Consider the following 25,051-nt stretch of genomic DNA (forward strand, 5'->3'; position numbering starts at 1 on the left):
TGCGGCCATGACCAGCACCACCTTGGCGGCCACCGGCAAATGGAGCAGCACCGGACCCCTGCCGGCAGCCGGTGGCTGGTACGGCCAGCATGAGAGCGCGGTCGTGCTCGGCACCGGCAAGGTCCTCGTCGTGGGCGGTGCGGACGGCTCGTCCGCCGCACTCGGCCAGGCCGCGCTCTACGATCCCGAAGCCGGCACCTGGTCGGCCACCGGTTCCCTGCAGACCCCCCGGCGTCTGCACACGACGACCCTGCTGCCCAGCGGCAAGGTCCTGGTCGCCGGAGGCATCAGCGGATCGGCGCAGTTCCCGGCACCGGGTCTGGCCGCAGCGGAGATCTACGACCCCGAATCCGGGCGGTGGAGCAGTACGGGGGCCATGAAGGGCGCCCGCTGGGGCCACAGTGCCGTCCTGGCCGGGGGCAAGGTCCTGGTCGCCGGAGGCACGACGATCCGATCCGGGCAGTCGGTGAAGGCGTTGCGCTCCGCCGAGTTGTACGACCCGGACGACGGAACCTGGACCGAGACCGGCGCCATGACCGACGCCCGCAGCGGACACCCCGCGGTGGTCCTCGCCAACGGCAAGGTCCTGGTCGTGGGAGGCACCGTGCCGCTCGCCCGCGACGAGGACGCCGCCCTGGCCTACTGCGAGCTGTACAGCACCACCGGCGAGACCTGGGCCCCGACCGGCGCGCTGCTCGCGCCCCGTGCCTGGCATCAGGCCACGGCGCTGTCCGGCGGCGCCAGCGTGCTGGTGACCGGCGGTCGTGCGCCGGGTGGGCCCGGCGACGGCACGTTCGACCCGTTCAGCCGGGCGAGTGCCGAGGTGTACGTCCAGGACACGGAGAAATGGACCGCCGTGCAGGCCATGCCCGGAGGACGCGCGCTGCACCGCGCCGTTCCGCTCGGCTCGAACAAGGTCTTGGTCGTCGGCGGCAGCGACAACGCCCAGAGCGACGTCGGCTATGCCAGCGCGGCCGTCTTCGACGTCGGAACCGGCAGCTGGGCGCCGACAGGAGGGCTGGCCACGGGCAGATGGGCGTTCGCGGCCGCCCCGCTCTCCGACAAGCTCGTGCTGGTGGCCGGCGGAGTCGTACGATCCGGGATCGCGGCCGCCCAGCCCGGCGCCCAGGAACTGACCACGAGCGCGGAGATCTTCGACATCGAAGCAGCGGTCACCCCATGACCGGCAACGCCTACACCTTTCTGCCCTGGCTCAGGTCCGGCATCGCCACCAGGATCACCACCGACCCGGTCGGAACCTCACGTGCCGCCGTCCCGGTCAACCTGCGGGTGAGCGGCGAAGCCATCGGCTCACCGGACCCGATCAGCCGCGACGTCATGCGGACCGTGCAGATCTACGGCCCCGGGGACGTCGTCGGAGTGGATCCCCGGGTGATCTCGCGCACCGAACCGCGACCGTGGATCACCAACGTCGAGCCCAACTACCTCGCCCACATCGAGTTCTACGACGAAGACTTCCCCTGGCGATACAGCCCGGCCGCCCCAGACACCACCACCAAGCGCCTGCGGCCCTGGCTCGCGCTGATCGTGCTCGCCGGCGGAGAGGACTCGCGTGCCGGGAACGGCGCCGAGTTCAAGGACGGCACCGCCGTGGGCCGCCCGCTGCCGTTCATCACGGTTACCGAACCGGCTGCGCTGCCGCCGCCCGCGCAGCTGGGGGCCTGGGCTCACGTCCATGTCGACGGCTCGCTCGACGCGCCCGTGGCCTCCGACGACATGGCCGGCGTCCTGCCCGCTCTGCAGCGGGTCCTGGGCATCAACGCCGACCGCGCCTGTGCCCGGCTGATCTGCCCGCGCCGGCTTGATCCGCACACCGGCTATCACGCCTTCCTGGTGCCGGCGTTCGAGACGGGACGGCTCGCGGGTCTCGGGCTGGACCCGGCACGTTCACCCGGCGCTCTGCATCCCGCGTGGAAGGAGACCTACCCGGGCCAGGAGGCGGCTGGAGACCTGCCGTACTACCACCGGTGGTTCTTCTCCACCGGAAGCGCCGGCGACTTCGAGTACCTCGTGCGGCTGCTCGTACCGAAGGAGCCGCTGGACGAGAGCATCGGTCGCCGTGACGTGGACGTGCACCGGCCGCCCGGCGCCGGGCTGCCGGGCATCACCCTGCCGGTGGAACTCGGCGGGGTGCTGAAACTGGGCGGCGCTCTGCGGGTACCCGAACGACCGGAGGACAAATGGGATAAGTGGGACGATCTCCAGGATCTCGGCTTCACCTATCCGCACCCCTTCCAGCAGGCCCTCGCCGGACTGGTCAATCTCGCCGACGACTATCTGCGCCAGGACCCGCTCTCGGCACACCGCGCCCTGGCCGCCGGGGACGCGGCCGGATCACCCGGCGCGGCCGATCCGGTCATCACCCCGCCGCTATACGGCCGCTGGCACGCACCGGCATCACGGCTGCTCACCGAACGCGACGGCACCCCGATCGCGGACAATCGCAACTGGGTCCACCGCCTCAACCTCGACCCCCGGTTCCGGGTAGCGGCGAACCTGGGCGCCCAGGTCGTTCAGAAGCGTCAGGAAGAATTCATGGCGGCCGCGTGGGCCCAGGTCGGGGACGTCCTGGCGGCCAACGCCAGGATCCGAGCCGCGCAGGTCGCCCGGGAGGTGGGCGACCTGCTGCACCGCAAGCATCTGGTGCCACCGCCCGCCACCATGCGTGAGGCGGCGGTGCCGTCCGGCAGGCCGCTCACCCTGACCGCCCCGGCCCACTCCCGGGTGGTCACGCGCGCACCGGCGGCCGCCCTCGACGCCGGATCATCGGCGGAGGCCGAGCGTCTCGCCGTCGGATTCCGGGTGGCGGAAAGCCGGATCACGTCCGCGCCGCTGTCGGCGGCGATGCGCCGCATCACCCGGCCCGGATCGCGGCTGATGCGAGCCCTGCCGTTCAGCGCGCAGCTGCCGCCGCAGGCGCTCGTGCCGAGGATGGACGAGGACACCGGTGGCGTCACCGCGGCTCCTCCCAAGACGAGGCCCGCCGCCGTCGTCACGCCGGCCCAGCTCGACCTGCACCTCCATCCGCCGGGCCCGGGCGTGGCAGCCTCGGCCCATCCCGTGGACCGGCTCCCCACGAGCAGCAACTTCGTCCTCACGATGCCCGGCGACGCCTTCGTCCCCACGGCGGGCGGCCCGGACAGTTCCGAGGCGGTGGCGTTCAAGAAGGCGTTGAGAGAACTGTACGAGGGGTGGGTCGACGCCGCCCTGGGCGGCAAGACCGACGAACGTGTCAAGCTCGGCGTCGCCGGCACCACGGACACGATGCTGACCGGCCTGAGCGCCGACGAGACCGTGCCCCGGCAGCTCCTCAGCTCGGTGAAACTGCCGGAGCGGCTGGCTCCCTTCGCCAAACGGTTCCTGGAGGCGATGGCCTACCCCGTCCTGGATATGCCCATGTACCAGGCGCTGGTCGAGCAGTCCGTGGATCTGTTCGTGCCGAACCTGCACAAGGTGCCACCGAACTCGATCAGTCTGCTGGAAACGAACCAGGAGTTCATCGAGTCCTACATGGTCGGGCTCAACCACGAGATGGCCCGCGAACTCCTGTGGCGCGAGTACCCCACCGACCAGCGCGGCACCCCCTTCCGCCAATTCTGGGACGTCCGCGCGGTGCGACCCCTCCAAGGAGAGACCTCCGAGCAGCGCCGCGAGCGGTTGTACGACATCCCGCCGATCGCCGGCTGGACCAAGGAGTCCAAGCTCGGCCGGCACGACCACCGCGACCAGGGCTCCGAGGACGAGCTGGTGCTGGTCATCCGCGGTGAATTGCTGAAGAAGTACCCGAACGCCGCGATCTACGCTCACCGGGCCCGATGGGAGCCCAGCGACGCCCATCCCGATCCCACGAAAGAGCGGGTGCCCGTCGAGCTCGTCGACGAGGCGAACCCGTCGCAGGACGAGATCCGGCTGCCGCTGTACGAGGCCAAGATCGAACCCGACATCTATCTGCTCGGCTTCGACCTCACGGCCAAGGCGGCGAAGGGCGAGCAGCCCGCGGGCAGCGCGGGCTGGTTCTTCGTCATCAAGGAGCGGCCCGGCGAGCCCCGCTTCGGCCTGGACGTCGCCCCCGCCGAACTGCCCTCCCGCGTGGAGGTGTGGAACGACCTGTCGTGGCCCGACCTCGACCCCCGCGGGACCGGATTCATCGAACTCGACGAGGCCACCGTCCCGGTCGTGATCGAGGAGTTCGACGACCCGGAAGCGGACGAGGAGAAGCGCCTCCAGCACGTCGAGGACCTGTCCCTCCCGCTCTGGCATGGAGCTCTGAGCTCCGCGGACGTCGCCTACATCCTTTTCCAGGCGCCAGTGCTGATGGCCGTACACGCACAGGAGATGCTGCCGTGACCATGCCCGATCCACGAGCGGCGCTGACGCTGAGTGACGACTTCCCTGTCCTCCTCGGACCGGTCCGGATCGAGACGCGCTTCACCGCCACAGAACTCCTCATCCGGGTGTTTCCCGATGAATGGCAGATCGACGCGTTCGAGCCCCGTCCCACCATCGGAGAGGTCACCGCGGTCGACGCCTACTGGATCGCCGTATGGCGGGCCGGAGGCGATCCCGTGGCCGAACGTGCCGCATGGCACGAACTGACCGGAAGGATTTCGGCCGGCCGGGCCGACTGGCTGGTGCAGACCCGCACACCCGCCAATCCCGCTGAGCGGCCCATCGGAGTGCAGTCCGGCACCACCGTGCTCGTCGTCGTGACCCCCGAGCCGGTCGCCGCCGGTGACCGGCAGCCGGCGATCACGTACTGGACCGCGGTCTGGCGGGCGCGCGGGGACCGGCTGAAACTCCTCACCGCCGACACCGCCCTGCTGGCGGCCGTGGGCGCCTCCCGCGCCGAGACGATCCGGCGCCGCCGCCCGATCGGGATCGACGACCCGCCCGGAGGCGCCGGGGACGCCGTCCTGGTCGCCTTCCTCGTGCTCACCACCCCTCCTCCGGCGGACGTCGCCTCCCGATCGTGGACTCAGGCGGCGAAGGCACGCCTGCTGCCCGACCGGTTCACGTTCATCGGCCACGCCGGTGGCGAAGCGGTCTTCTCCGAGCTCGGCAGGACGATTCCCGCCTCACTGACCGTGAGTCCGGACCCGTCATCCGCCGACAAGCCGAAGATCAACGAGGTGTCCGGCGACCTGCACATCCCCGCGGACCTGCTCTGGCTGACCGACTTCGATGCCGCGGTCGAGGTGGGCATGGGAATTCGGATCCCGCTCCAGGACGACTTTCGGGACGGCCTCGACCGGCTGATCGTCTTCGGCGTACGGCAGAACAGCACTCCACAGCAGACGGCCGCCGACCTCGCCGGCCTGATCACCCGCCAGCTGCGCAGCTCCGCCGGGTTCGGCCTGTTGCCCCAGGGCACCCCCACGAACAACAGTGAACAGGCCTCCGCCGGCCAGAACGTCCTGGAGGAGGCCGACGCCGTGCGGCGGGCGGCCTCCATGAGGACCGCGCGGGCGGCGCCTGCCGACTGGACGGCCAAGACCGACGGCCAGTGGCTGGCCGAGCTGCTGGGCATCGATCCCGCGGCGCTCGCCGGAGCGGCCAACGCCGACGGCACCGACCAGCGGGAAGCACGCGCCGCGAACGTCGCCCTGTGGCCTGCGACCTGGGGGTCGTATCTCCAGACCATGCTGCATCCGATCATCCCTGCGCACGTGGTGACCGAGACCCGCGACTTCTTCGTCCGGCACGTGTCCGGGCGCGGCCCCGTGCCCGCAGTCAAGATCGGGCGCCAGCCCTACGGCATTCTGCCCACAACCGCTTTCTCCCGGATGGCGTGGCCCTCGACGGCGACACATCGGCGCGGCCTCAACGCCGTACTGACCGCTGCGGCCGAGGACTGGCAGGCCGCCGCTCAGGACGTTCCGCACCTCGGCAAGTTCCCGGATCCGCATGGGCCCGTGGCCGACCCCCATCAGACACTGCTGGACATCCTGGCCCTGCACCCCACGTCCGCCGAGTACTTCCAGCGCTACGCCCAGAGCGTCGAGGACGTCTACAACCGGGAGAACTTCAGCGGCAACGGTCCTCAGGTCATTCCCGCGCTGAACACCCTGAACATGCCGCAGCCGATCCGCGACCTGCTGCGAAAATTGGGCCATTCGGGCGCGTCAGCACCGGACCCCGACCTGATCCGCCGTCTGTTCGTCGAGGAACAGTACCCGCTGCTGGGCCCGCTCATCGACGACCGGCCTCTGTCGGAGACCCGGCCGGTCCGCGGCTACCTCCAGGACGGCCGCAACTATCTGCGGTGGCTGGCCGACCACGCGGGTACCGACCTGGAGACCATCCGAACGGAGAAGGGATTCACCGACGACCGGCGCCCCGCCGCCCTGCTCTACCTCCTGCTGCGTCACGCCGTCCTGCTCGGCTGGGAGGACACCGCGCGCAAACTGGCCGCCGCCGAAGGCGAGATCGTGTCCGCTGCCGATCCGCTGTTCATCCACATCAAGAAGTCCGCTCCGCACAGCGAAAGCCGCTTCCGCAAGCTGTACTCGCCGGACGAGGACATCACCGGGGACCCCGGGAAGCTGGTCGTCGACTTCATCCCCGCCGCCCTCACCGCGGCCAACCCTGCGACCAGGGAGCTGGCGGAGCAGATCGCGGCACTCGACGTGCTCGCGGACGTGCCCACCGCGCGGCTCGAACGGGTCGTGGCCGAGCATCTGGACTGCGCCACCTACCGCTTGGACGCCTGGTTGCTCGGGCTCGTCAACGAACGACTCTTCGATCTACGCTACGGTCCCGACGGCAGCTCCCCGGCACAACGCGGGGTGCATCTCGGCGCGTACGGATGGCTGGAAGACGTCCGGCCGCGAAACACGTCACTCACCCCCGTGCAGCTGACCGGCAGCCTGGCCACGCTGTTCCAGCCGGAAGGATCCGAACCGCTGATGCACGACGCCGCCAACGGCGGCTACATCCACGCTCCGTCACCGGCCCAGGCCACGACCGCCGCAGTGCTCCGAGCCGGCTACATCGCCAACGGCTCGCCCGAGAACCCGGGCTGCTTCGCCGTCAACCTCAGTTCCGACCGCGTACGAGTGGCGCTCGACCTCCTGGATGGCCTTCGGCAGGGCCAGTCGTTGGGCGCGCTGCTCGGCCAGCGCTTCGAACGGGCCCTGCACGACCGCCATCCCGATGCCGAGCTGGACAGTTTCCTGGAGGCGTTGCGCGGGGAGTTCCCGCTGCGCTCCGGCAAGCTGTCCGACGTCGATCCGGGGACTCCCCTGGAGCTCATCGAGGCCCGCTCCGTCGTCGACGGCCTCGCGCTGGTCCGGCGCGCCACCCGGGCCCCGGCCTTTCCCGAGTACCCCTTCGGTGCGAGCGGCATGCCGGACGCGAGCCAGGCCCAGCAGAAGGCGATGAACGAGGAGGTACAGCGGCTCCTCGACATCCACGACGCGCTGGCCGACCTGGCCGTGGCCGAAGCCGCGCACCAGACCTTGGCCGGCAACCCGGAAAGGGCCGGCGCGACGCTCGACGCCTACGCCAAGGAAGGATTCGCGCCTGACCCCGCCGTAGTCCGTACCCCGCGCAGCGGTGTCACGCTGACCCACCGGCTGGGCCTGAAGCTGACGTCGGGGCTGGGGCCCGAACACGGGTCCGGCCTCTTTCGCGGCAACGGTCCCCGGGCCCAGGCCGAGCCGGCGATCAACGCCTGGCTGCCCAAGCTGCTGCCATCCCAGGCCACGGTGGCCGCCGTGGTCCGCTGGAAGGACCCGCTCGACCAGCAACCCCGCAGTCGCACGGTCACCCAGTTCGACCTCGAACTTCAGCCGATCGACCTGCTCTGGGGGGTGAAGCCCAAGGACGACGCGGCCATGACCGATCTGGACGACCGCATCATCGCTGTCGTCGTGGCGAAGGATCAGCCCCGGCCCGACGTCGAGCTGAAGATCTGTCACACCGAGCGGCTGACCGGCAAACTGACCTTCTTCGAGGTGTCGCCGCTCATCACCGCGCTGCGCTCTCTGCTCACCACCTCCCGGCCGCTGCGGCCGACGGATCTGGTCCCCGCCGCAGGCGCGCAACCCGTCGATCGTGCCATCGACACCGCCGTCTCCATCCCGAGAAACCGGCCCGCCGCGGTTCGCACATCGCTGGACCGGCTGCGCCAGAACACCGCCGGCTACCTTGCTTCACTGACCCCGCTGTTTCCGCCCGCGCCCGCCGAACCGAATCGCACGGCCGTCGTCAACGGAATCGACACCTTCCTGACCGGTTACGCCAATCTCATCTCCACAGCCGGCGGATTCGGCATGGTGCGTAGCGGCTGGGGTGAGGTGACCCTCTGGCGGCGAACCATGTTCCGCCAGGTCTTGGAAGCGGTGGCCGCGACCGCCGTCCGCATGGGGCAGTCGCTCACAGCGGCCGACGACCTGATCGCGGCCTACGACCGGCTGCCATCGACGGCCACGACCGACGAGCGATTCCGCCTCCTTCAGCGAGCCGAGTGGCTGCTCACCACCAAACCCGCCACGCCACGCCCTGCCACGCCCTCCCAGCTGCGCACCATCGTCGGCTCCAGACGCACGGCCTTCAACGGCCGGCTGCAGGCATTGCGGAACATCGCCAGGACGACGAAGAAGACGCTCAGCGGGCTGCTCACCGATGTCGCCGCGCTCCTGCCGCTGAGCGACTTCGACCGGACCGGCCTCGACCTGGCCCCCTTCCGCGAGCGGGCCGTCGCCTTCGGGGCGGACCTCCTGACCCGGGCACGGGCGCTGCACACCGAGGTCGTCGACCGGCTCGCCGCCGCCGACAAGGCCCTGGTCGCCTACGATCAAGCGCTGACCGGCCCCGACCGGGTAGTCGCCGCGACCGACGCGCTGCGGGCGATGCTCGGCGACGACGTCCTTGTCGTACCGGAGTTCACCGCTCCCGCACAGCTCCACTCGGACTGGAAGAAGGCTCGCGCCGACAGCTCCAAGCTCCTGAGCCATCTGGTCCAGGACGCCAAGCGTGACATGCCGGTAGACGACTGGGTGCACGGCATCGCCCGGGTGCGGGAGAAACCCCGGCTGTGGGAACAGGCTGTCATCATCGCCGACGCGTTGCGTGGCCCTGGCGGCCTGCTCAGTGATCTACTCGGCTGGGACGAGCCCGAACTGGTGCCGGTTCAGCTGCCCTATCGCCCCAATGACACCTGGCTGGGCATGACGTTCGCGCCAGGCGCCAAACTCGATGAGGACCGCCTGCTGTTCACCGCGCACTACGCGCCGGAACCGTTGCTGAGCGGCAATCTGCACAGCGGTCTTCTGCTCGACGAATGGACCGAGGTGATCCCGGCGGAGAAGGAGACCACGGCGATGGCCGTCCACTACGACAATCCCGACTCCGAGCCGCCGCAGGCGATGCTGCTTGTCACGCCACCGGCCAAGACAGGCACCTGGAACGGTGACGACCTGATCACAGCCGTCGGGGAAACCCTCGATCTGGCCAAGACACGTGCTGTGGAACCGGGCCACCTGGACAACACCGCGTACGCCCATCTGCTCCCGGCGACTGTGATGTCGGCGACCCGGCAGCCGATCACCATCAGCACCGATCTCGCGATCTCGAACCTGCGAGGGAAGACCCATGGCTGAGCCTCCGCGCATCGAGGACCTGCGCACCGCACTGACCGACCGCACCTTCCCCGCTGTCGGCCTCTGGAACCGGATCGAGGGCAGGCCTCGCACCGCCGGGTTCGACCGCGCCCTGCGTGCCGAGATCCGCGACCCGCTCTGGCTGCTCACCCGGCAGTGGCAGCTCGGAGAGTTCCGGGGCTCGGACGCGGGAACGGCCGTCACCGCGACCTACTCCGTTGCCACCACGACTCCCTCCCGCTTCCGGCCCGGATCGGGCACACCTCAGGATCTGCCCGGGGACCGGCCGCTGGAGACACTGGCCGAACGGCGCGCCTTGTCTTTCGCGTCCGGAGCCGATCCGGTCTCCTTCGACCTGCGCCTGATCATCGGCCGGCGCTGGCTGAAGCTCCTCGGCCAACACCTGGGACTGCGACACCTGCGCAAGGACTACGTCAGTAAATACCGGATCGTCGCGCCCGATCCCAACCTGGACGCCGACACCCCACGTGCCGCCCACGCGGAGGTCTGGTCGTTCCTCCAGGCCGCCGCGGACCGCCGCATGGACGGGTACGAGCTCTACCGGCACCTCAAGAACAACGGCCATGCCTGGGACGGCATCCCCGGTACGGTCCTGCTGCGCTCGCAACTGGACAATCTCGGTGCGCAACTCGTCCGCTGGTTCGACGGGCTGTTCGACCAGCCAGGTCCGGACTCGGCATGGGACGCCGGCCGGCTCGAGCACCGCTTCTCCATCGCGGCCACCGCACCCGCGGGCGGAGAGAAGGTCCTGACGGCACAGGAGTATCCCGGCGGGCACCTGGACTGGCACGCGTTCTCCGTCGACCCGCGCGGCCCCGTGGGCGGGACGGCTCCCGCCCACCAGCCGATCAACCGGACGGTCTTCCCCGCGCCTGTCCGCTACTCCGGCATGCCGCTGCCACGCTGGTGGGCCGTGGAGGACGGAGGAACCAACTTCGCGGGCGTACAGCCTGACCGCACGGACCTGGCCCGGCTGATCTTTCTCGAGTTCGCGCTCGTCTACAGCAACGACTGGCTCCAACTGCCCTGCGACCTGCCGGCCGGCACGCTGGCCTCGATTCGAGGACTCGCGGTCACCGACGTCTTCGGACAGCGGCTGTGGATCACACCCGCCGGCGCCGGGCAGGACGAGGACTGGCAACGGTGGTCGATGTTCACTCTCGACACGATCGGTACGGAGGATGTCGCGGCCGACACCAGCATGTTCCTGCCGCCGACCGTTCCGAAGGTCGCCGAGGGGCCGGTCCTCGAGGAGGTCTCGCTCATCCGTGACGAGAACGCGAACATGGTCTGGGGTCTGGAGAAGATCGTACGGCTGCCGACCGGGGAGAGCCGCCGCGGCAGCGAAGTCGTCGCGGAGATCCTCGCTCACCGGCAGCGGTTCCGTCCCGTCCCCACGGAGGACCCGCCTCGCGCTCCGATCGCCTACCAGGCGATGAACAGCGTCCCGGAGAACTGGATTCCCTTCATTCCGGTACACGTCCCCGGCAACAACCGCGCCGTCCGGCTGCAGCGGGCCGCCATGCCGGACCCCGTGGACGGCCGCCTGGTGCGGCCTCGTACCAGTTTGTTGCGCGAGGGGTTCGACGCGGGGAACCCGTATTTCGTCCACGAGGAGGAAGTGACACCGGCCGGCACCAGGCTCACCCTCGCCTTCAACCGCACCCGCTGGCGGAACGGCCGGGTGTCGGTCTGGCTCAGCGCCCACCGCGGACTGGGCCGCGGTGAGGGCTCCAGCGGTCTGGCCTTCGACACGCTCGTCGATACGTCCTGACTCCCCCATCCGATGGCTCATCAGTCCCGAAAGAACCAACACTCCCAGGAGGTAAGCGCAGGCCCTGCGACCATCGCTCAACGGACTGTGGGTTGTCTCTCAACGGCGATGACGTCCGTGTCACGCAAAATCGGGCTCCCCGGCCATCACACCTACGGCAAGTCCGGTTTGTCGGTCTTTGTTAGGGGTTAAGGCCCGCTGTGACGGTCCGGAAAGGGGGCCCGCATGGCGCCGCCGCGCTCGTCGAGCAGGTTCCCGATGTCGACATCCTGGTCAACAACGTGGGCATGTACGTGGCCAGGCCGGTCTTCGAGATCACCGACGCGGAATGGCTGCACATCTACGAGGTGAACGTGCTGTCGGGCGTCCGCCTCGCCCGGCACCACGTGCCCCGGATGGCCGGCCGCGGGTGGGGCCGGGTGATATTCGTCAGCAGCGAGTCCGGGGTGCAGACACCGGTGAACATGGTGCACTACGGCATGACCAAGTCCGCGCAGCTCGCCGTCTCGCGCGGGATGGCCCAGGAGGCCGCCGGGACCGGCGTCACGGTCAACTGCGTGCTGCCCGGCCCGACGATCAGCGAGGGCGTGCGCAGGATGTGGGACGACCTGTACCCAGGGCTGGACCCGGCCGAGCAGGAGCGCCGGTTCGTGTCCGAGGGACGCGCGGCGGGATCCCTGCTGGGCCGCCTGATCCGGCCGTCCGAGGTGGCGAATCTGGTCGCTTACGTCGCCTCCGAGCGTTCGTCGGCCACCACGGGAGCCGCGCTGAGTGTCGACGGCGGGCTGGTTCCCACGATCTTTCCTTGACTCGATCCGCGGCTCGCTCGGCTTGTCCCGAAGGGGCCGAGCCAGGCTGCCGCACCCATGTCCCCGGGCTGGCGTCCGTCATGTCGGCCCGCCAGATCACCTGAGGAGGCAGCCGCCATGGGCATCCGCTCGTTCCTGCCGGGCCGCCTGGGCTTCGGCTCGGCGCCGCTGGGCAACATGTACCGCGCCATTCCGGAAGACGAGGCGCTGGCCACCGTCGAGACCGCGTGGAATGAGGGCATTCGCTACTTCGACACCGCCCCCTTCTACGGGGCCGGCCTGTCGGAGATGCGGCTCGGGCAGGTGCTCGGCTCGCGGCCTCGCGACGAGTTCGTGCTGAGCACCAAAGTCGGCCGGCTCATCTCGGACGAGACCGAGGATCCCGCCGGCCGCGAGCTCGGAGAGAAGGGTGGCCTGTTCGAGCACGGCCGCCCCAACAAGATCGTCTACGACTACAGCGCCGACGGCACCCACCGCTCCATCGACGACAGCCTCAAGCGCTTGAACACCGACCGTCTCGACTTCGTCTGGGTCCACGACATATCCCAGGACTTCTGGGGCGACCTGTGGCTGGAGGCCTTCGATCAGGCCCGCACCGGCGCCTTCCCCATCCTGCAGGACCTACGCGACCAGGGCGTCATCAAAGGCTGGGGGCTCGGGGTCAACCGGGTCGAACCCATCGAACTCACCCTCGGGCTCGAAGACGCGCAGCCGGACGGCTCCGTCCTGGCAGGTCGCTACACCCTGCTCGACCACGAACGCGCGTTGCAACGCCTCATGCCCACCGCGGCCGAACAGGGTGTCGACATCGTCATCGGCGGCCCCTACAACTCCGGCGTGACGGCCGGCGGCACGCACTTCGAGTATCAGCAGGCGTCCCCCGCCATCGTCGACAAGGTCAAGCGCATCACCGCGCTGGCCGAGCAGCACGGCGTCACCGTCAAGGCCGCCGCCCTGCAGTTCAGCCTCGCCCACCCGGCCGCCGCGGTAGCGATCCCCGGCTCGTCGCGCCCGTCCCACGTTTCCGAGGACCTCGCCGCGGTGAACGAGCCCATACCAGCCGCGTTCTGGACGGCCCTGCGCGACAACAACCTGATCGCGCCGAACGCGCCCGTGCCCACCGAGTGATCCAGGAGGTCACCATGGCCACCGCCACCGCGACGATCGTCGAACGCCTGGAGCGGTTCCACGGCATCTACGCCGACGGCCTCGCCGCACTCGCCCAAGCTCTCCGTACCTGACCGGACCGCACCGGCTGTTGGCCCACCTTCGGTGATGATCAGCTTGTTCGCGGCGTCCGGAGATTTCCGGAGTTGCGAGCCGCGGCCCAGGGCATCAGCTCGGCCACCACCTGCTTGCTCCAGGGGCGTACCAGGAAGCTCAGTTCCTGACAGCGATCGTCGCCGAGCGCGGCGTAGGGGGCCCTGCTCATCCGGTCGGTCGCCTCTTCGATGGCCTCACGTTCCCCGCGCCCCTGCTCGGTCAGGGAGCCGTCGCTGAGCCGGCCACGCTCCTCCAACCTGCTCTCGGCGGCCGCCCAGTCGGCTTCGGTCCAGCCGCGGGTGGTCCGGAGCGTCTCAGCCGGTACGGCACCGGTGGCGGCGTGGCTGACGAGGGCTTCGATCCCGCTGAGGCCGGCGGCCAGCAGGGCGGCCAGGTGGCCGTCACCGCGAAACTCGCGCAGCAAGGTCGCGGCATGCCAGAGCACCAGATGCGGAGCGGCCGGCCAGGGCAGCGCGGTGTGCGCGGCGTACAGAGGCCGCCCGCTCAGCTCGTCCGAGATCGCCTGGGCCGCCTCCCGGGCCAGCTCGGCGGCACGGGACATCTCCGGCGAATCAACCGCGTCGCCGAGTACGCGGCGCAAGGTCGTGTCGGCCGCGTTCAGCCGGGCGTCCAGGATGTCGGCGGGGGAAGCGAGGTGCCATGCGGCCGGGATCGCCTTGCGTACCACCTGGGGATTGAAGTTGTAGAAGGTGGCGATCACCGCCTCGGCGGAGACCGGGCCGAAGGCGGCCGCCCGGGAGGCGAAGTACCCCATCCGTCCGGTCAGCCCGAGCCGCTGGTAAGCGGCATGCGCGTCCGGGGAGAAGTAGATCATGCCGTGCAACGGCTCCAGCGTCCGCCACGTGCGGCGTTCCAAGGTCATGCTGGTGAAGATACCGACCGGTTGGTACCGCGTCCACCGGTGAGAGCGACACGGCGGCGGCTCGGAGCGACGGGCCGGTGGCAACACCGGCACCGCGCTCCGAGCCGACCGGGTCCGGAGTTCGCGCGGTTACGGCCCTAGCCGCGATCGATGACGACGTCCTCTTCGCAGATGACGCGCCCGAACGTCGACAGGTCGATGAAGTTCTCGTGATCGGGGTCGACGATCTTCAGGAAGTTCTCGCTGAAGAACAGGGCCTCAAGGCCGGCCATGTCGTCGAACCAGGCCTCGACCACCGAGTCGTACTCCGATGCGGGGTACCGGGGCGCCGGAACGGGGTACGACACGACGAACCGGCGGATGTAGCGCTCCGACTCCGGGATCGACATGAGCAGCGGCCGGTGGATGTTCTGCTGGTAGTGCTTGAACTCGTCGTGCGTCATGCCTTCGCGGCGCTTCAACGTGATGATCATCTTGATCATGAGTGAATACCCATCCTCTACTGATTGTTTTCTGACAAGGAAAGTGACGTGGTCGAAGGGTCGTTTCCGTCCGGGGCATGGCGGGCGTCGTAGCCGCGCAGCCGCCCTGCCAGGGCCCAGAACAGCACGGTCGTGACCACCTGAACGCCCAGCCCCGCCGCGAAGGCGCGCTCCCAGCCGAGCGACACGGCGAGCGTGCCGGGGATCGCGCCGATCGTGGCGATGCCGAGCGCGAGCGAAGCCTGTTGCGCGGTGGTGAACAGTCCTCCGGCCAGGCCCGCGACTCGATCGGGCACCGCTGCCATGACCGTCGCGACGAGGGGGCCGTACTGGCTCGCCTGTGCCGCGCCGAGGAGCAGGCCGATCACCTGGAAGCAGCCGATCCAGACCGCCGCGCCCTTGCCCTGGCCGAACCACGAGGCCAGGCCGAGCACGACCAGACCGGCGGCCAGCAGGCCGGCGGCCACCTCCATCGTGCGGTCGCCGAACCGCGCGGTGATGCGCGGCATGCGAAGTCCCGCGAGGACGAAAGCCCCCGCGAACGCGGCCAGCCCGAGCCCGGAGCCGACCGGCGTCAACCCGAGACCGACCTGGGTGAACATCGAGTACTCGTAGCTGAACGCGCCGTACCCGGCGAAGAGCAGCACGGTCATCGACAGCCCGATCCGCAGCGCGGGCGGCCGCAGGCTGGAGGGGGCGACGAGCACCGGACATCCGGCCGACTCGCGCCGTCTCTGGTTGCGCCAGAAACCCCACAGCCCCAGCAACCCGAACGCCACCAGCGCGAGTGTCCACCAGGGCCAGTCTGTCGCCGGGCCGAGTGACAGACCGGCGACCAGGGCCAGGAGCGGGATCGCCGCCCGGAGCGCGCCGCCGAGGTCGGGCCGTCCGGTGCCGTCCGGCGGGGCGGCCCGGAGCCGGCGCACGCCCAGCAACGCCACCACCGCGGGGATCGCGGAGGTCAGGACCGCCCCTCGCCATCCCGCCCACGGCAGGCTCAGCCCCATCACGAGGCCACCGGCGACCTGCCCCGCCACGGTGCCGACCCCGGAACTCGCGGTGAACGCCGCGACCCCGCGCGCCTGGGTGGCCCCGCTGCCCGAGGTCTGAATGATCGCCAGCGTCTGTGGCATCACGATCGCCGAGGCCGCACCTTGCAGGACCCGCGCGGCGACCAGCCACCAGAGTCCGGGAGCCGCCGCGGCCAGCGCCGACGTCAGCGCAACCGCGACCAGCCCTAGGGCCAGCAGCCGCCGCCGTCCGTACCGGTCGCCGAGGCGTCCGGCGGGGATCAGCCCGGCCGCGAACGTGACCGCGAAGCCGGCCAGCACGAGCGCGACCTCGCCACGATCCGCACCGAGATCCGGTCCGAGCCGTGGGGCTGTCACGTTGCCGATGCTGAACGTGTACGTAGCTCCGAATGCCGCCACGAGAACCGGCCATGTCCGTTGCATGACACCCACCCTGCGGCCCTGGCGGGCGGCCCTCCAGAGTGCCGTGATGCTGGTGCTCAGACCACCACCTTGGCCCGGCCCCGCCGTGGCATGCTCGTTGCCATGGCGGACATACGTTCTCGTGAGCTCGGCGCCTACCTGCGGGCCCGGCGTGACCGGCTCTCGCCCACGGACGTGGGCCTGCCCGGTGGCGGTGGCCGGCGCCGGGTCAAGGGGCTACGCCGTGAGGAGGTCGCGGTTCTCGCGAACGTCGGGTCCACCTGGTACACGTGGCTCGAACAGGGACGCGACGTACAACCGAGTGTCGAGGTGCTGACGGCGATCGGGGAGGCGTTGCGGCTCTCCCCCGGCGAACGCCGGCACCTGCTGCTCCTCGGCGGGCACGCGGCGGAGCCTTCGAGCTTCGAGCAGGTCGGCGGCCAGTTGCAGGGGCTGCTGGACAGCCTCTCCCCGCAGCCGGCGGTGGCGATGAATCCGTGGTTCGAGCCCTTGGCCTACAACGCGCCGTTCCGGTTCATGATCGACGACATTGAGGCGCTGCCGGCGGGCGATCGTAACTGTGCCTACCTGCACTTCACCCACCCCGACTGGATCGCCGGGCACTCCGACCACGAGCAGGAGTGCGCGGGCATCGTGGCCCGGCTGCGCGCGTACTACGGCGAGTCGGTCACCGATCCCGCCTGGGGGCCGCTGCTCGGCCGGCTCCGCGAGGAGTCACCGCTGTTCGTCCGCCTGTGGGACCAGGCGGACGTGTCGAGCGATCCCGACCGGGTGAAGGGAATCCGGTCGCTGCACGTCGGCAAGCTGTCCCTGCGCACCGTCACGATGCAGCTCCAGGCGAACCCGCGCACCCGTGTCGTCGTGTACCAGCCGGAGGACCGGACGACCCGGGAACGGCTCGAAGAGCTCGCGAGCCGGATCACCCGCGGCGTCATCGACGGTCCGGCGAACGTACGGCGGCTGCGTCCGGCGACCTGACGAGATCACTCACGACAGCCCAGGCGCTCCGGATGCCTCGACGGCCCGGACCTGCATCCTCGCGCAGCGCCGCGAGGCCATGACCTGCGCGGCGGACGGGACATAGTCCGCGAACCTCAGCCTCGGCGAGCAGCGTGCGGGCGCGTCGCCGCCAGTCGGCGACGGCCTCGGCCTCGGTGGTGGGCTGCTCGACGCCCGGGTGCACGGGCGCCGCTCTTGCGGATGATTCCTTGTCGGCGCGGCAGGGGCTCCCACCATGCGGTCGCGAATCTGCTGGTAGATCGGCATCTCCCTGTCGAGGTCAAGTGATAGCTGCACGCTACAGGTTCTATCTGATATACATCTAATAGAACAGACGCTCAGCCGCGGCGCTTCGCGGAAGACGCCTGCCCCCACCCCCTTGCGGCGAGGCAGCCCCGGGCCCCATGCCGTTGATCAAGGAGACAAGACCATGAACCTCACCAACCCGACCGCCTCGACGACGACGCACCCCATCAGTCGGCGCACCGTGGGTGTCGCCACAACCGCGGCGGCGATGCTGGCCATTTCGGTGATCGCCGTCGCCGCTCCCGCCGCCGCCACCTCCCGCCCGGCCTCACCGGCCGGCGGCTCCATGCGGGACGTCGCACAGCAGATGCTGGCCATCGGCAACCCTGGTTACCTGGCACGGATCAACGACGGCCGGCGCGTTTCCACCACCGTCGCCGGAGTCGCCGACATGGCCACGGGCCGCGCACTGCGTGCGGACGACCAGTTCGAGATCGGCAGCAACACCAAGACCTTCACCGCGACGCTGATCCTGCAACTGGTCGACAAGAAGGCCGTCACCCTCGACGCACCCGTTTCGACGTACCTGCCCGGCGTCGTCCCCAACGGCGACAACATCACCGTGCGCATGCTGCTCAACCACACCAGCGGCCTGTTCAACTACACCGGCGACCCCAAGGTGCTGGCTCTCATGCAGAACGACCCGCACCACGACTGGACCGAGCGAGAGCTGCTCAACGCCGCCTTCGCCCACCCGCCGACATTCGCCCCCGGCAAGGGCTGGTCGTACTCGAACACGAACTACACCCTGCTCGGAATGATCGCGCAGAAGCTGACCCGCTCGAGTCTCGCCGACCTCGTACGCGAGCGCATCGCCCGCCCGCTCGGCCTCAAGCACACCTACTACGCCAACCCGCGGGCCACCAACACCGGCCCGGGATACGCTCACGGATACGCCATCGTCTTCGCCGACGGCACCCCGAAGTACACCGATCACACCGGGGCGAACATCGGCGGCTGGGCCGGCGCCGCCGGGGCGGTCATCTCCACCAGCAGCGACCTGTCACGCTTCTACTCCGCCCTACTCGAAGCCGAACTGTTCTCCCGTGCGCAGCTCCGGCAGATGAAGACCACTGTCGCCCTACCGCCCGAATTCCCCATCAAGGGCCGCTACGGTCTCGGGCTGATCAAGTTCGATACGCCCTGCGGGACGGCATGGGGCCACGGCGGCGACACCCAGGGCCACCACAGCACGACCGCGGTTTCCGGCGACGGTCGCCGCACCGCCATCAGCGACAGCACCGGCAAGGCCTCCGACCTCGCACCCAACGACGGGATCACCCGCTGGACCAACGTGGAGTTCGCCGCCCAGAAGGTGGCCGTCTGCCACATGCTCGGCAAGCCGGTGCCGGGCTCCCTCATCCGAGAGCTCCACGCCACCGCACCGTAGCGGGCGGGAGTGCCCAGGTGACGTGAATCAGTTCCCTCGGGCGGCCGGGGTCGGGCGGCCTTCGAAGCCCAGCCACCGTTCAGGGGCTTCACACGCCGTCCGAGGCGACTTGAAGGATGCGGCGGGCAGATCAGGCGTGGGTTGGCACGGGGGCCGGACGGATGATGATCACAGCCATCAGGCCGGAGGCGACGCCGATGATCGCTGCGGCGCCGGATCCCGTGGAGCCGTCCGGCGGACCGGTCGAGCTGGATGAGGGCGACAGGGCCCTGCCGCATGCGCTGAACCGGGACGGTCGAGCCTCCTACGCCGAGCTGACCGCAGTGACCAGCTGGTCGGAGTCCACGGTCAGGCGCCGCCTGGCCATGCTGCGCCGCGCCGGGATCCTGCGCTTCCAGCTCGACCTGGCACCGGCCGCGATCGACTTTCCCGTGGAAGCCCGGTTGTGGATCAACGCTCAGCCCGCCCGCGTCGTGCGGATCGCCGAGGCCATGGCCCAGCAGCCCAAGGTTTCCTTCACCGCGCTCACCACCGGCTCGACCAATCTGCTGGTGGCGCTGGCCTGCCGCAGCACCACAGATCTCGGCCGTTTCCTGACCGAACGGATCGCCTCGCTGGAGGGGATCAATGCGATGGAGACCGCACCGATCATCCGTACGGTCAAACGTGCGGGAGCACTACTGCTGTGAGCGGCGCCGCTCCGCCACAGATCTGATCAGTCGGCACGAGCGACCTCAGAACGCGAGATCACGATGGATCCCTTCATCGCACACCTTTTCTGGCCACCACCGGAAGGCCGCTCCCATGCAGCAGGAAAACCTGTTGGCCTCGACAGACAGGGAAACTTACACTCTGGGTAATCGCGCGAATGCGATGCGTGCCTATCCCCTGGAGGGGCGATGACTCCATTGAAACGCCGGATCGCGGGCGCGCTACTGGTCGCGGCAGCGGCAGGTAGCGTGCTCAGCATCCCCGCCGCGCGAGCTTCGACCACGGCACGACAGCAGGCCCGCGCGGATCCCTGCTGGGCGGAGCCGACTCACCGCATCGGCGGGGGCCTCATCAAGTACGAGCAGTTCGGGGCTCGGTCGCTCTGCAAGCCGCAGACCTGGATGCATTGGCATCAGGTCCACCTCGAGTGCGCCGACGGAGGGGGTCCGGCCTATGACGGCAACATGACCGGAGGGACTGGCATCTCGGAGGTGTGGTGTCCTAAAAATACTCCCCGGATCAATTTCTGGGTGACCCAGGGGCCGGACCATCCCTGAGGCGACTACGCGCCCTTCGCCGACGGCACGCCCATCCGCTGGGCGCGTGCCGTCGGCGAGGTTCGGTCGCGCGGCTTGTCAGAGCTTGTCGATGATGGGCAGAACCCATCTCTGACCTGGCCTTTTCAGGTGGCTACCCAGCCGGCTGCGCAGGCGAGAACAGAGCCGAGCAGGTTGAGGGCCAGATTGGTGATCAACGAGTCCGGAGCTGCTGGCGAATTCGAAAGCCGGTTCCCCGGGAACCCTCGATGGACAACTCTTGACGACATCAAGAGTTGTCAATATAAATAGATGGTGCATGAAGAGACGTCCGAGGACACGTTCTTCCGCGAGCTCGGCGGCGTATGCGCCGATCTGCGGCAGGCATTCGCCCGGCACGTGGGCATGAGCCCACACCGAGTACAGGTGCTCGTCCGGCTGCGGCGCAACGGCGAGACCAGCCACAGCGATCTGCGCCAGGCGCTGGGCATCGACGGTGCGAGCGTCACCCGGCTGATCAAGGAGTTCGAGGCCGAAGGGGTTGTCAGGCGTCGTCTCGACCCGGCTGACAACCGTTACACCCTGGCCGCCTTGACCCCCGCCGGCGAACGGGTAGCGGCCGACCTGGAGCGATCGCACCAGGCGTACCAGGAGCGACTGCTCGCCGGTGCCACCGCACAACAGCAGGAGATCGTGCTGGACGTCCTACGGCGCATCCGCGCGAACGTGACCGCACAGGAGAGCCGATGACAGACGAAGTGCGGGCCGCCGCGTGGCGCATGTACGCGGCGTTCAACGCCCACGAGCACACCGCCACAAAAGAGATCTTCACGACGGACTTCTTCAGTCATCCCCTGGGCACCACCGGACCCGAAAGCGTCACCCGGGCCTGGCAACAGTTCCACGAGGCCTTCCCCGACGCGCAGGTCATCGTCGAGGACATGGTCGTCGAGGGCGACACCGCCGCCGTCCGCACGAGCGTGCGGGGCGTTCCCGGCCGGCAGCCACCGACCATGCTGGAGATCTTCCGGGTACGCGACGGGCGTATCGCCGAACTGTGGGCACTGTCCTCCCTGCGCCGCGACTCCTGAAGCCGGCCCCGAACCACGACCGAGATCTATCACGGAGCCACTCGGCGACTGCGACACGTTCGGGAGAAGAGCCTCGAGGGACCAAGGTTGCCGAGTCAGCTGGACCAGCGTCCAAAGGTGCGTGGCCCACCGCGAGAACCAGCGCACCGGCAACCCTCATCTGATGGTCACCAAAGCGGGGCGGAACCCGGCATCCGTCGCCTATGTCAGCCACGTTCTGGACCCGTCCGGCATCTCACCGCGGACGCTTCGCTCCACTCGTCTGATCGACCTGGCCAACCCCATAGACGCCGAACTCGTCGCCGCGGCCTTCGGGATGAATCCCGAGGTGTCATGATCTATCTCGCCGATCATGTTGATTCCAGTCGACTGCTGAACCCCGGCTTCCTCGCCGAGACGAGCACATGACGAACAACGGAGGTCAGATGCCCAGTTCCGCCACCAGGATCGTGCTGCGGCAACACGTCACCGACGACGACGTCCAAGGCGTCGCCTGGGATCTGGACTGGAACGCGATCAGCGTGGGCGACCGAAAGCAGGCCACATGGGTGGATGCCTGGGCCACCGTGGATGGGGCCACCTCTATCCACTACGTGCATGATGGGCCTATCGGCATGCGTTACTTCATGGTCCGTGGCCGTGACGTCGTTGGCGTCGCGCAGCGCATCGTGGATACCTGTCCCACCTGGACACTCGCCAACGCCCTGGACACCGCGCGGTTGGCAACCGAACGTGACGACAGACTCATCGCGGTGTATGCGATGGCCCTTACCGCGCCCGACGACCCCGACCCGACAGTGAGCAGCGAGGCGGCCTTGGGTAAAGAAGAGCTGCCCGGTCCTGGCGTGAGAACCAGGGATGCCCGGGGCCTTGATAAGGAATCGACTGCGGTCCTGACCCATGAGGAAGCGTAGAGCCACCATCATCCGCACGCACGCAGCTCGAGGTCGAGCGGGCCCCTGACGGTCGATCGTTCAACACGGGACCTCGTTTGACACCAAGATCATTTTCACGTGCGCGGAGAGCACGTCATCGTGAGGCCGGTGCGGGTGATGCGTTCGGGACCATCCCCGCGTGCGCGGGGAGCACTCTCGATGACCTGCAGCGTTAGCCCGCCAAGGCGCCCAGATCGAGCACTTTCGAGGATTCGGACATTTGGGCACTCTCGATCAATGGCGCGCGGACGAGAACATCGCCATGCGCCTGCTCACGGTGGCGCATGAAGCAGTTGGTGGGTCAGCGCTGTCCGTAACGGCGGCGCTTGGATGCCTTGCTCCATCCGGTAGGGGCAGAGGCCGCCGCGGTTGCCGGCCGATCTTTGGGCCGACACATCAAGACGAGACCGTCGTGATCGATGGGGTGCCATTTGTGGTCGTGGGTTTCGAAAGCGAATCCCTGCTCGTTGTAGCTGGCTGTCCGGAATCTTCTAGGCACCTCAGTCCGGCGAATCGCAAGGATACGGCTCTTGGGAGGGACGCTGAGAATATGACGACTGTGGGATTCATCGGAAGCGGATACATCGGCACTACCATCGCGCGGCTCGCCATCGCGGCCGGGCACCAGGTCGTGCTCAGCAACTCGCGCGGTCCAGAAACGCTCGCGGACACGGCCGCGAAACTGGGGCCGCAGGCGTCCGCGGCGACGAGCGGGGAGGCCGCGGCGGCCGGTGACATCGTCGTGATCACGGTGCCGGTCAAGGCGTTCCCCAACTTGCCCGCCGCGCCACTGGCCGGGAAGACGGTCATCGACACGTGCAACTACGGCCCTGAACGTGACGGGCATATCCCCGAGCTCGACAGCGAGTCGCTCACCTCAAGTGAACTGCTGCTGCGGTACATCCCGAACGCCATGGTCGTGAAAGCGTTCAACAACATCTTCTTCAAGCACCTGCAGTCACTCGCCCGTCCGGCGGGGGCCGCGGACCGCTCCTACCTGCCGATCGCCGGGGACTCCGCGCCGGCGACGGCGGCGGTGACCGAATTCATCGATTCCATCGGCTACAGCGTCGTGGACGCGGGACCACTGGCCGACAGCTGGCGGCAGGCGACGGACACGCCGGTGTGGGGGACCCCATACGGGCCGTCCTCGAACGAGAAGGGCCAGCCGGCCAACGAGGACTGTTGGCTCTGCCTGGCCCGCGGAAGGAGATCGAGGCCTCGCCATATCCGTGACTACGAACGTTGCTGACCGCGCTGCAGGGAGGAGACCCGGTCGCTGACAGCAGCGGCTTCCGGTTCAAAGACCCCACACCGGCAGGGAACCACGACTGGCCGACGTGCCCTGACCATGACGACCCGGGTCAGTCAGCCTCCCCCAGATCCAGTCCCGGCACCGGCCCGAGGTCGAGCTGTTTGCTCATGTCCAGTTCGAACGCACACCAAGTTCCGCCAGGTCGTTGAGGAGTGGGAAGGAAGCGGTCAGGCGTCCAATCGTGATCGACGAGATCTACGGGATCAGCGGCGGGCTGGAGACACGTACTTACAATCGGATGCCGGCCGGAACCTCAACGCCCGGACGAGACGGCCGCCTACCTGGACACGTGGGCCATCGCGCATGCGCGGGCCGACGGCCGCGATGCCGGCGAGCGGCCCGTCTCCGGCGGCACGGCCCGGATGGACCCCCTGACCGAGCTGCTGGACCGGGTCGCCACCCACGGCGGCCGCGGCCGATCGGCCCGCGACGCCAAGAAGCGCGGCCGAGGCTCGCGATCGCGCGGCCACCTATCGCGCCCAGGACGCCCACCTCAAAAGAGATCGCCAAAAACCCAGACAGCGGACCAGCACGCTGGCGAGCACGAACGACGCTGGCCCAAGGAGATCTACGGCCCGTACCGGATCTTCCCCGACATGGCCAGCGCACGCGACTGGTGCGCCCACTGCAACGTCTGGATCGGTACCGCCGCCGGGGCCGGCGACGACCCGTCGTCTCGGTCCTGACCAATGCTCCGGAAGAGCTCGGCCGCCCTGCTGGAGATGGCTCCGACGGAATCACGATCAGTGCTTGTCATGGAAAGGTCCGGAAGTTTCGGCGTACGCTGCTCCCAGTGGCCGACGCGCTGGCCCGCTTCCGAGCCTCCTGCCCCACGCGGAGGAGGCGACGAGGACAAGGTCCACGGCGCTGCAAATGGACGGCATGGTCGGGGTCGACGCTCGGCTCGGCCAGCGCCAGCGCCAGGACGTACAGGTGCGGTTCGGCGAGCGCCTGGCCGCCGTGCTCGACGCCGAGCGCCCCGCGCGCGATCCGTACGGTGACGACCCGGACGACTTCCTCGGGGATCTGTCCGACAAGCCGCTTGTGCCCATCGTGGAGAACCTGGACGACGTCGAGGACAACGGCTTCTACGACCCGTGACCGAGCCGCCCCTGCAGCGAAGCGGCGGCCGCGCGAACGACGCCGACCTCAGTTCGTGGGGGGGCTGACGATACGCGGCTGGCGCCGTCGGTGAAGTACCGGGTGTTCGTCGAGGTGCTCACCGGCCAGGCCACCCAGGGCCAGGCGGCCGGCAAGTACGGCGTCAGCCGGATGACGGTGAACCAGATCTGCAAGACTGCCAAGCAGGGCGCCCTGGACGCGCTCGCGGGTGCCTCGGCCGTCGGGTGTCCGGGCAAGAGTCCCGAGCAGGTCGAACTGGAGGCCGCCCGGCGTGAGATCGAGCGGCTGCGTGCCACGGTGACCGAGCAGGCTGTCGCCTTGCATCTGCACCAGGGAA

Annotated in this window: 19 protein-coding genes; 15 read left to right on the forward strand and 4 right to left on the reverse strand. The window is 69.1% G+C overall.

Features of this window, described 5'->3' with window-relative positions:
- The first annotated feature begins 7 nt into the window (after window positions 1-7).
- The 6 genes from AB0C27_RS28230 (at window position 8) to AB0C27_RS28255 (ending at window position 13,355) form a co-directional block, all read left to right on the forward strand.
- Window positions 8-1,183 carry a kelch repeat-containing protein gene (locus AB0C27_RS28230; RefSeq protein WP_357849355.1) on the forward strand — a complete coding sequence of 392 codons (1,176 nt, stop codon included), beginning with the start codon at window positions 8-10 and terminating at the stop codon, window positions 1,181-1,183.
- Window positions 1,180-4,368, forward strand: coding sequence for a hypothetical protein (locus AB0C27_RS28235; protein ID WP_357849358.1), 3,189 nt, complete (start codon window positions 1,180-1,182; stop codon window positions 4,366-4,368). The genes AB0C27_RS28230 and AB0C27_RS28235 overlap by 4 nt, the downstream gene beginning before the upstream one ends.
- Window positions 4,365-9,623, forward strand: coding sequence for a hypothetical protein (locus tag AB0C27_RS28240; RefSeq protein ID WP_357849360.1), 5,259 nt, complete (start codon window positions 4,365-4,367; stop codon window positions 9,621-9,623). The genes AB0C27_RS28235 and AB0C27_RS28240 overlap by 4 nt, the downstream gene beginning before the upstream one ends.
- Window positions 9,616-11,418, forward strand: coding sequence for a hypothetical protein (locus AB0C27_RS28245; protein ID WP_357849363.1), 1,803 nt, complete (start codon window positions 9,616-9,618; stop codon window positions 11,416-11,418). The genes AB0C27_RS28240 and AB0C27_RS28245 overlap by 8 nt, the downstream gene beginning before the upstream one ends.
- A gap of 200 nt (window positions 11,419-11,618) precedes the next feature.
- Window positions 11,619-12,227: an SDR family oxidoreductase gene (locus tag AB0C27_RS28250; protein ID WP_357849367.1), complete on the forward strand. Its 609-nt coding sequence runs from the start codon at window positions 11,619-11,621 to the stop codon at window positions 12,225-12,227.
- Between the two features lie 117 nt (window positions 12,228-12,344).
- Complete coding sequence (locus AB0C27_RS28255) at window positions 12,345-13,355, forward strand: aldo/keto reductase (RefSeq protein WP_357849370.1); 1,011 nt, start codon at window positions 12,345-12,347, stop codon at window positions 13,353-13,355.
- Window positions 13,356-13,506: 151 nt separating this feature from the next.
- Here AB0C27_RS28255 and AB0C27_RS28260 read toward each other — a convergent pair whose 3' ends face one another.
- The 3 genes from AB0C27_RS28260 to AB0C27_RS28270 all read right to left on the reverse strand — a co-directional run bounded on the left by AB0C27_RS28260 (window position 13,507) and on the right by AB0C27_RS28270 (window position 16,309).
- Window positions 13,507-14,373 carry a hypothetical protein gene (locus AB0C27_RS28260; RefSeq protein ID WP_357849373.1) on the reverse strand — a complete coding sequence of 289 codons (867 nt, stop codon included), beginning with the start codon at window positions 14,371-14,373 and terminating at the stop codon, window positions 13,507-13,509.
- Window positions 14,374-14,510: 137 nt separating this feature from the next.
- Complete coding sequence (locus tag AB0C27_RS28265) at window positions 14,511-14,855, reverse strand: EthD domain-containing protein (protein WP_357849376.1); 345 nt, start codon at window positions 14,853-14,855, stop codon at window positions 14,511-14,513.
- Window positions 14,856-14,872: 17 nt separating this feature from the next.
- Window positions 14,873-16,309, reverse strand: coding sequence for an MFS transporter (locus AB0C27_RS28270; RefSeq protein ID WP_357849379.1), 1,437 nt, complete (start codon window positions 16,307-16,309; stop codon window positions 14,873-14,875).
- 102 nt (window positions 16,310-16,411) lie between these two features.
- Here AB0C27_RS28270 and AB0C27_RS28275 point away from each other — a divergent pair, with 102 nt between their 5' ends.
- From AB0C27_RS28275 to AB0C27_RS28315, 9 genes are all read left to right on the forward strand, one after another.
- Complete coding sequence (locus AB0C27_RS28275; RefSeq protein WP_357849382.1) at window positions 16,412-17,287, forward strand: helix-turn-helix transcriptional regulator; 876 nt, start codon at window positions 16,412-16,414, stop codon at window positions 17,285-17,287.
- A gap of 451 nt (window positions 17,288-17,738) precedes the next feature.
- On the forward strand, window positions 17,739-19,004 hold the full coding sequence (locus AB0C27_RS28280) for a serine hydrolase domain-containing protein (protein WP_357849385.1): 1,266 nt from the start codon (window positions 17,739-17,741) through the stop codon (window positions 19,002-19,004).
- A gap of 161 nt (window positions 19,005-19,165) precedes the next feature.
- The gene (locus tag AB0C27_RS28285; RefSeq protein ID WP_357849388.1) at window positions 19,166-19,693 is read left to right on the forward strand and encodes an Lrp/AsnC family transcriptional regulator; all 528 of its coding nucleotides are present in this window, start codon (window positions 19,166-19,168) and stop codon (window positions 19,691-19,693) included.
- Between the two features lie 870 nt (window positions 19,694-20,563).
- Window positions 20,564-21,001, forward strand: a complete 438-nt coding sequence (locus AB0C27_RS28290; protein WP_357849391.1) for a MarR family winged helix-turn-helix transcriptional regulator — start codon at window positions 20,564-20,566, stop codon at window positions 20,999-21,001.
- Complete coding sequence (locus AB0C27_RS28295; RefSeq protein ID WP_357849394.1) at window positions 20,998-21,342, forward strand: nuclear transport factor 2 family protein; 345 nt, start codon at window positions 20,998-21,000, stop codon at window positions 21,340-21,342. Before AB0C27_RS28290 ends, AB0C27_RS28295 begins: the two co-directional genes overlap by 4 nt.
- 121 nt (window positions 21,343-21,463) lie before the next feature.
- The gene (locus tag AB0C27_RS28300; protein ID WP_357849397.1) at window positions 21,464-21,679 is read left to right on the forward strand and encodes a hypothetical protein; all 216 of its coding nucleotides are present in this window, start codon (window positions 21,464-21,466) and stop codon (window positions 21,677-21,679) included.
- Window positions 21,680-21,767: 88 nt separating this feature from the next.
- A complete protein-coding gene (locus AB0C27_RS28305; protein ID WP_357849400.1) occupies window positions 21,768-22,256 on the forward strand; it encodes a hypothetical protein in 489 nt (162 codons plus the stop codon).
- 433 nt (window positions 22,257-22,689) lie between these two features.
- Window positions 22,690-23,529: an NAD(P)-binding domain-containing protein gene (locus AB0C27_RS28310; RefSeq protein ID WP_357849403.1), complete on the forward strand. Its 840-nt coding sequence runs from the start codon at window positions 22,690-22,692 to the stop codon at window positions 23,527-23,529.
- Window positions 23,530-24,465: 936 nt separating this feature from the next.
- A complete protein-coding gene (locus tag AB0C27_RS28315) occupies window positions 24,466-24,693 on the forward strand; it encodes a hypothetical protein (RefSeq protein WP_357849406.1) in 228 nt (75 codons plus the stop codon).
- Between the two features lie 48 nt (window positions 24,694-24,741).
- Here AB0C27_RS28315 and AB0C27_RS28320 read toward each other — a convergent pair whose 3' ends face one another.
- Window positions 24,742-25,038 (reverse strand): hypothetical protein, encoded by a 297-nt coding sequence (locus AB0C27_RS28320; protein ID WP_357850271.1) that lies wholly within the window; start codon window positions 25,036-25,038, stop codon window positions 24,742-24,744.
- Window positions 25,039-25,051 lie beyond the last annotated feature (13 nt).

The sequence above is a fragment of the Nonomuraea sp. NPDC048882 genome (assembly GCF_040649755.1).
Taxonomy (GTDB): domain Bacteria; phylum Actinomycetota; class Actinomycetes; order Streptosporangiales; family Streptosporangiaceae; genus Nonomuraea; species Nonomuraea maheshkhaliensis.

Coding starts and splice junctions, on each gene's coding strand:
- AB0C27_RS28230 (WP_357849355.1), top strand. CDS start 8: ATGACCAGCACCACCTTGGCGGCCACCGGCAAATGGAGCAGCACCGGA.
- AB0C27_RS28235 (WP_357849358.1), top strand. CDS start 1,180: ATGACCGGCAACGCCTACACCTTTCTGCCCTGGCTCAGGTCCGGCATC.
- AB0C27_RS28245 (WP_357849363.1), top strand. CDS start 9,616: ATGGCTGAGCCTCCGCGCATCGAGGACCTGCGCACCGCACTGACCGAC.
- AB0C27_RS28255 (WP_357849370.1), top strand. CDS start 12,345: ATGGGCATCCGCTCGTTCCTGCCGGGCCGCCTGGGCTTCGGCTCGGCG.
- AB0C27_RS28260 (WP_357849373.1), bottom strand. CDS start 14,373: ATGACCTTGGAACGCCGCACGTGGCGGACGCTGGAGCCGTTGCACGGC.
- AB0C27_RS28265 (WP_357849376.1), bottom strand. CDS start 14,855: ATGATCAAGATGATCATCACGTTGAAGCGCCGCGAAGGCATGACGCAC.
- AB0C27_RS28270 (WP_357849379.1), bottom strand. CDS start 16,309: ATGCAACGGACATGGCCGGTTCTCGTGGCGGCATTCGGAGCTACGTAC.
- AB0C27_RS28275 (WP_357849382.1), top strand. CDS start 16,412: ATGGCGGACATACGTTCTCGTGAGCTCGGCGCCTACCTGCGGGCCCGG.
- AB0C27_RS28280 (WP_357849385.1), top strand. CDS start 17,739: ATGAACCTCACCAACCCGACCGCCTCGACGACGACGCACCCCATCAGT.
- AB0C27_RS28285 (WP_357849388.1), top strand. CDS start 19,166: ATGATGATCACAGCCATCAGGCCGGAGGCGACGCCGATGATCGCTGCG.
- AB0C27_RS28290 (WP_357849391.1), top strand. CDS start 20,564: ATGGTGCATGAAGAGACGTCCGAGGACACGTTCTTCCGCGAGCTCGGC.
- AB0C27_RS28295 (WP_357849394.1), top strand. CDS start 20,998: ATGACAGACGAAGTGCGGGCCGCCGCGTGGCGCATGTACGCGGCGTTC.
- AB0C27_RS28305 (WP_357849400.1), top strand. CDS start 21,768: ATGCCCAGTTCCGCCACCAGGATCGTGCTGCGGCAACACGTCACCGAC.
- AB0C27_RS28315 (WP_357849406.1), top strand. CDS start 24,466: ATGGACGGCATGGTCGGGGTCGACGCTCGGCTCGGCCAGCGCCAGCGC.
- AB0C27_RS28320 (WP_357850271.1), bottom strand. CDS start 25,038: ATGCAAGGCGACAGCCTGCTCGGTCACCGTGGCACGCAGCCGCTCGAT.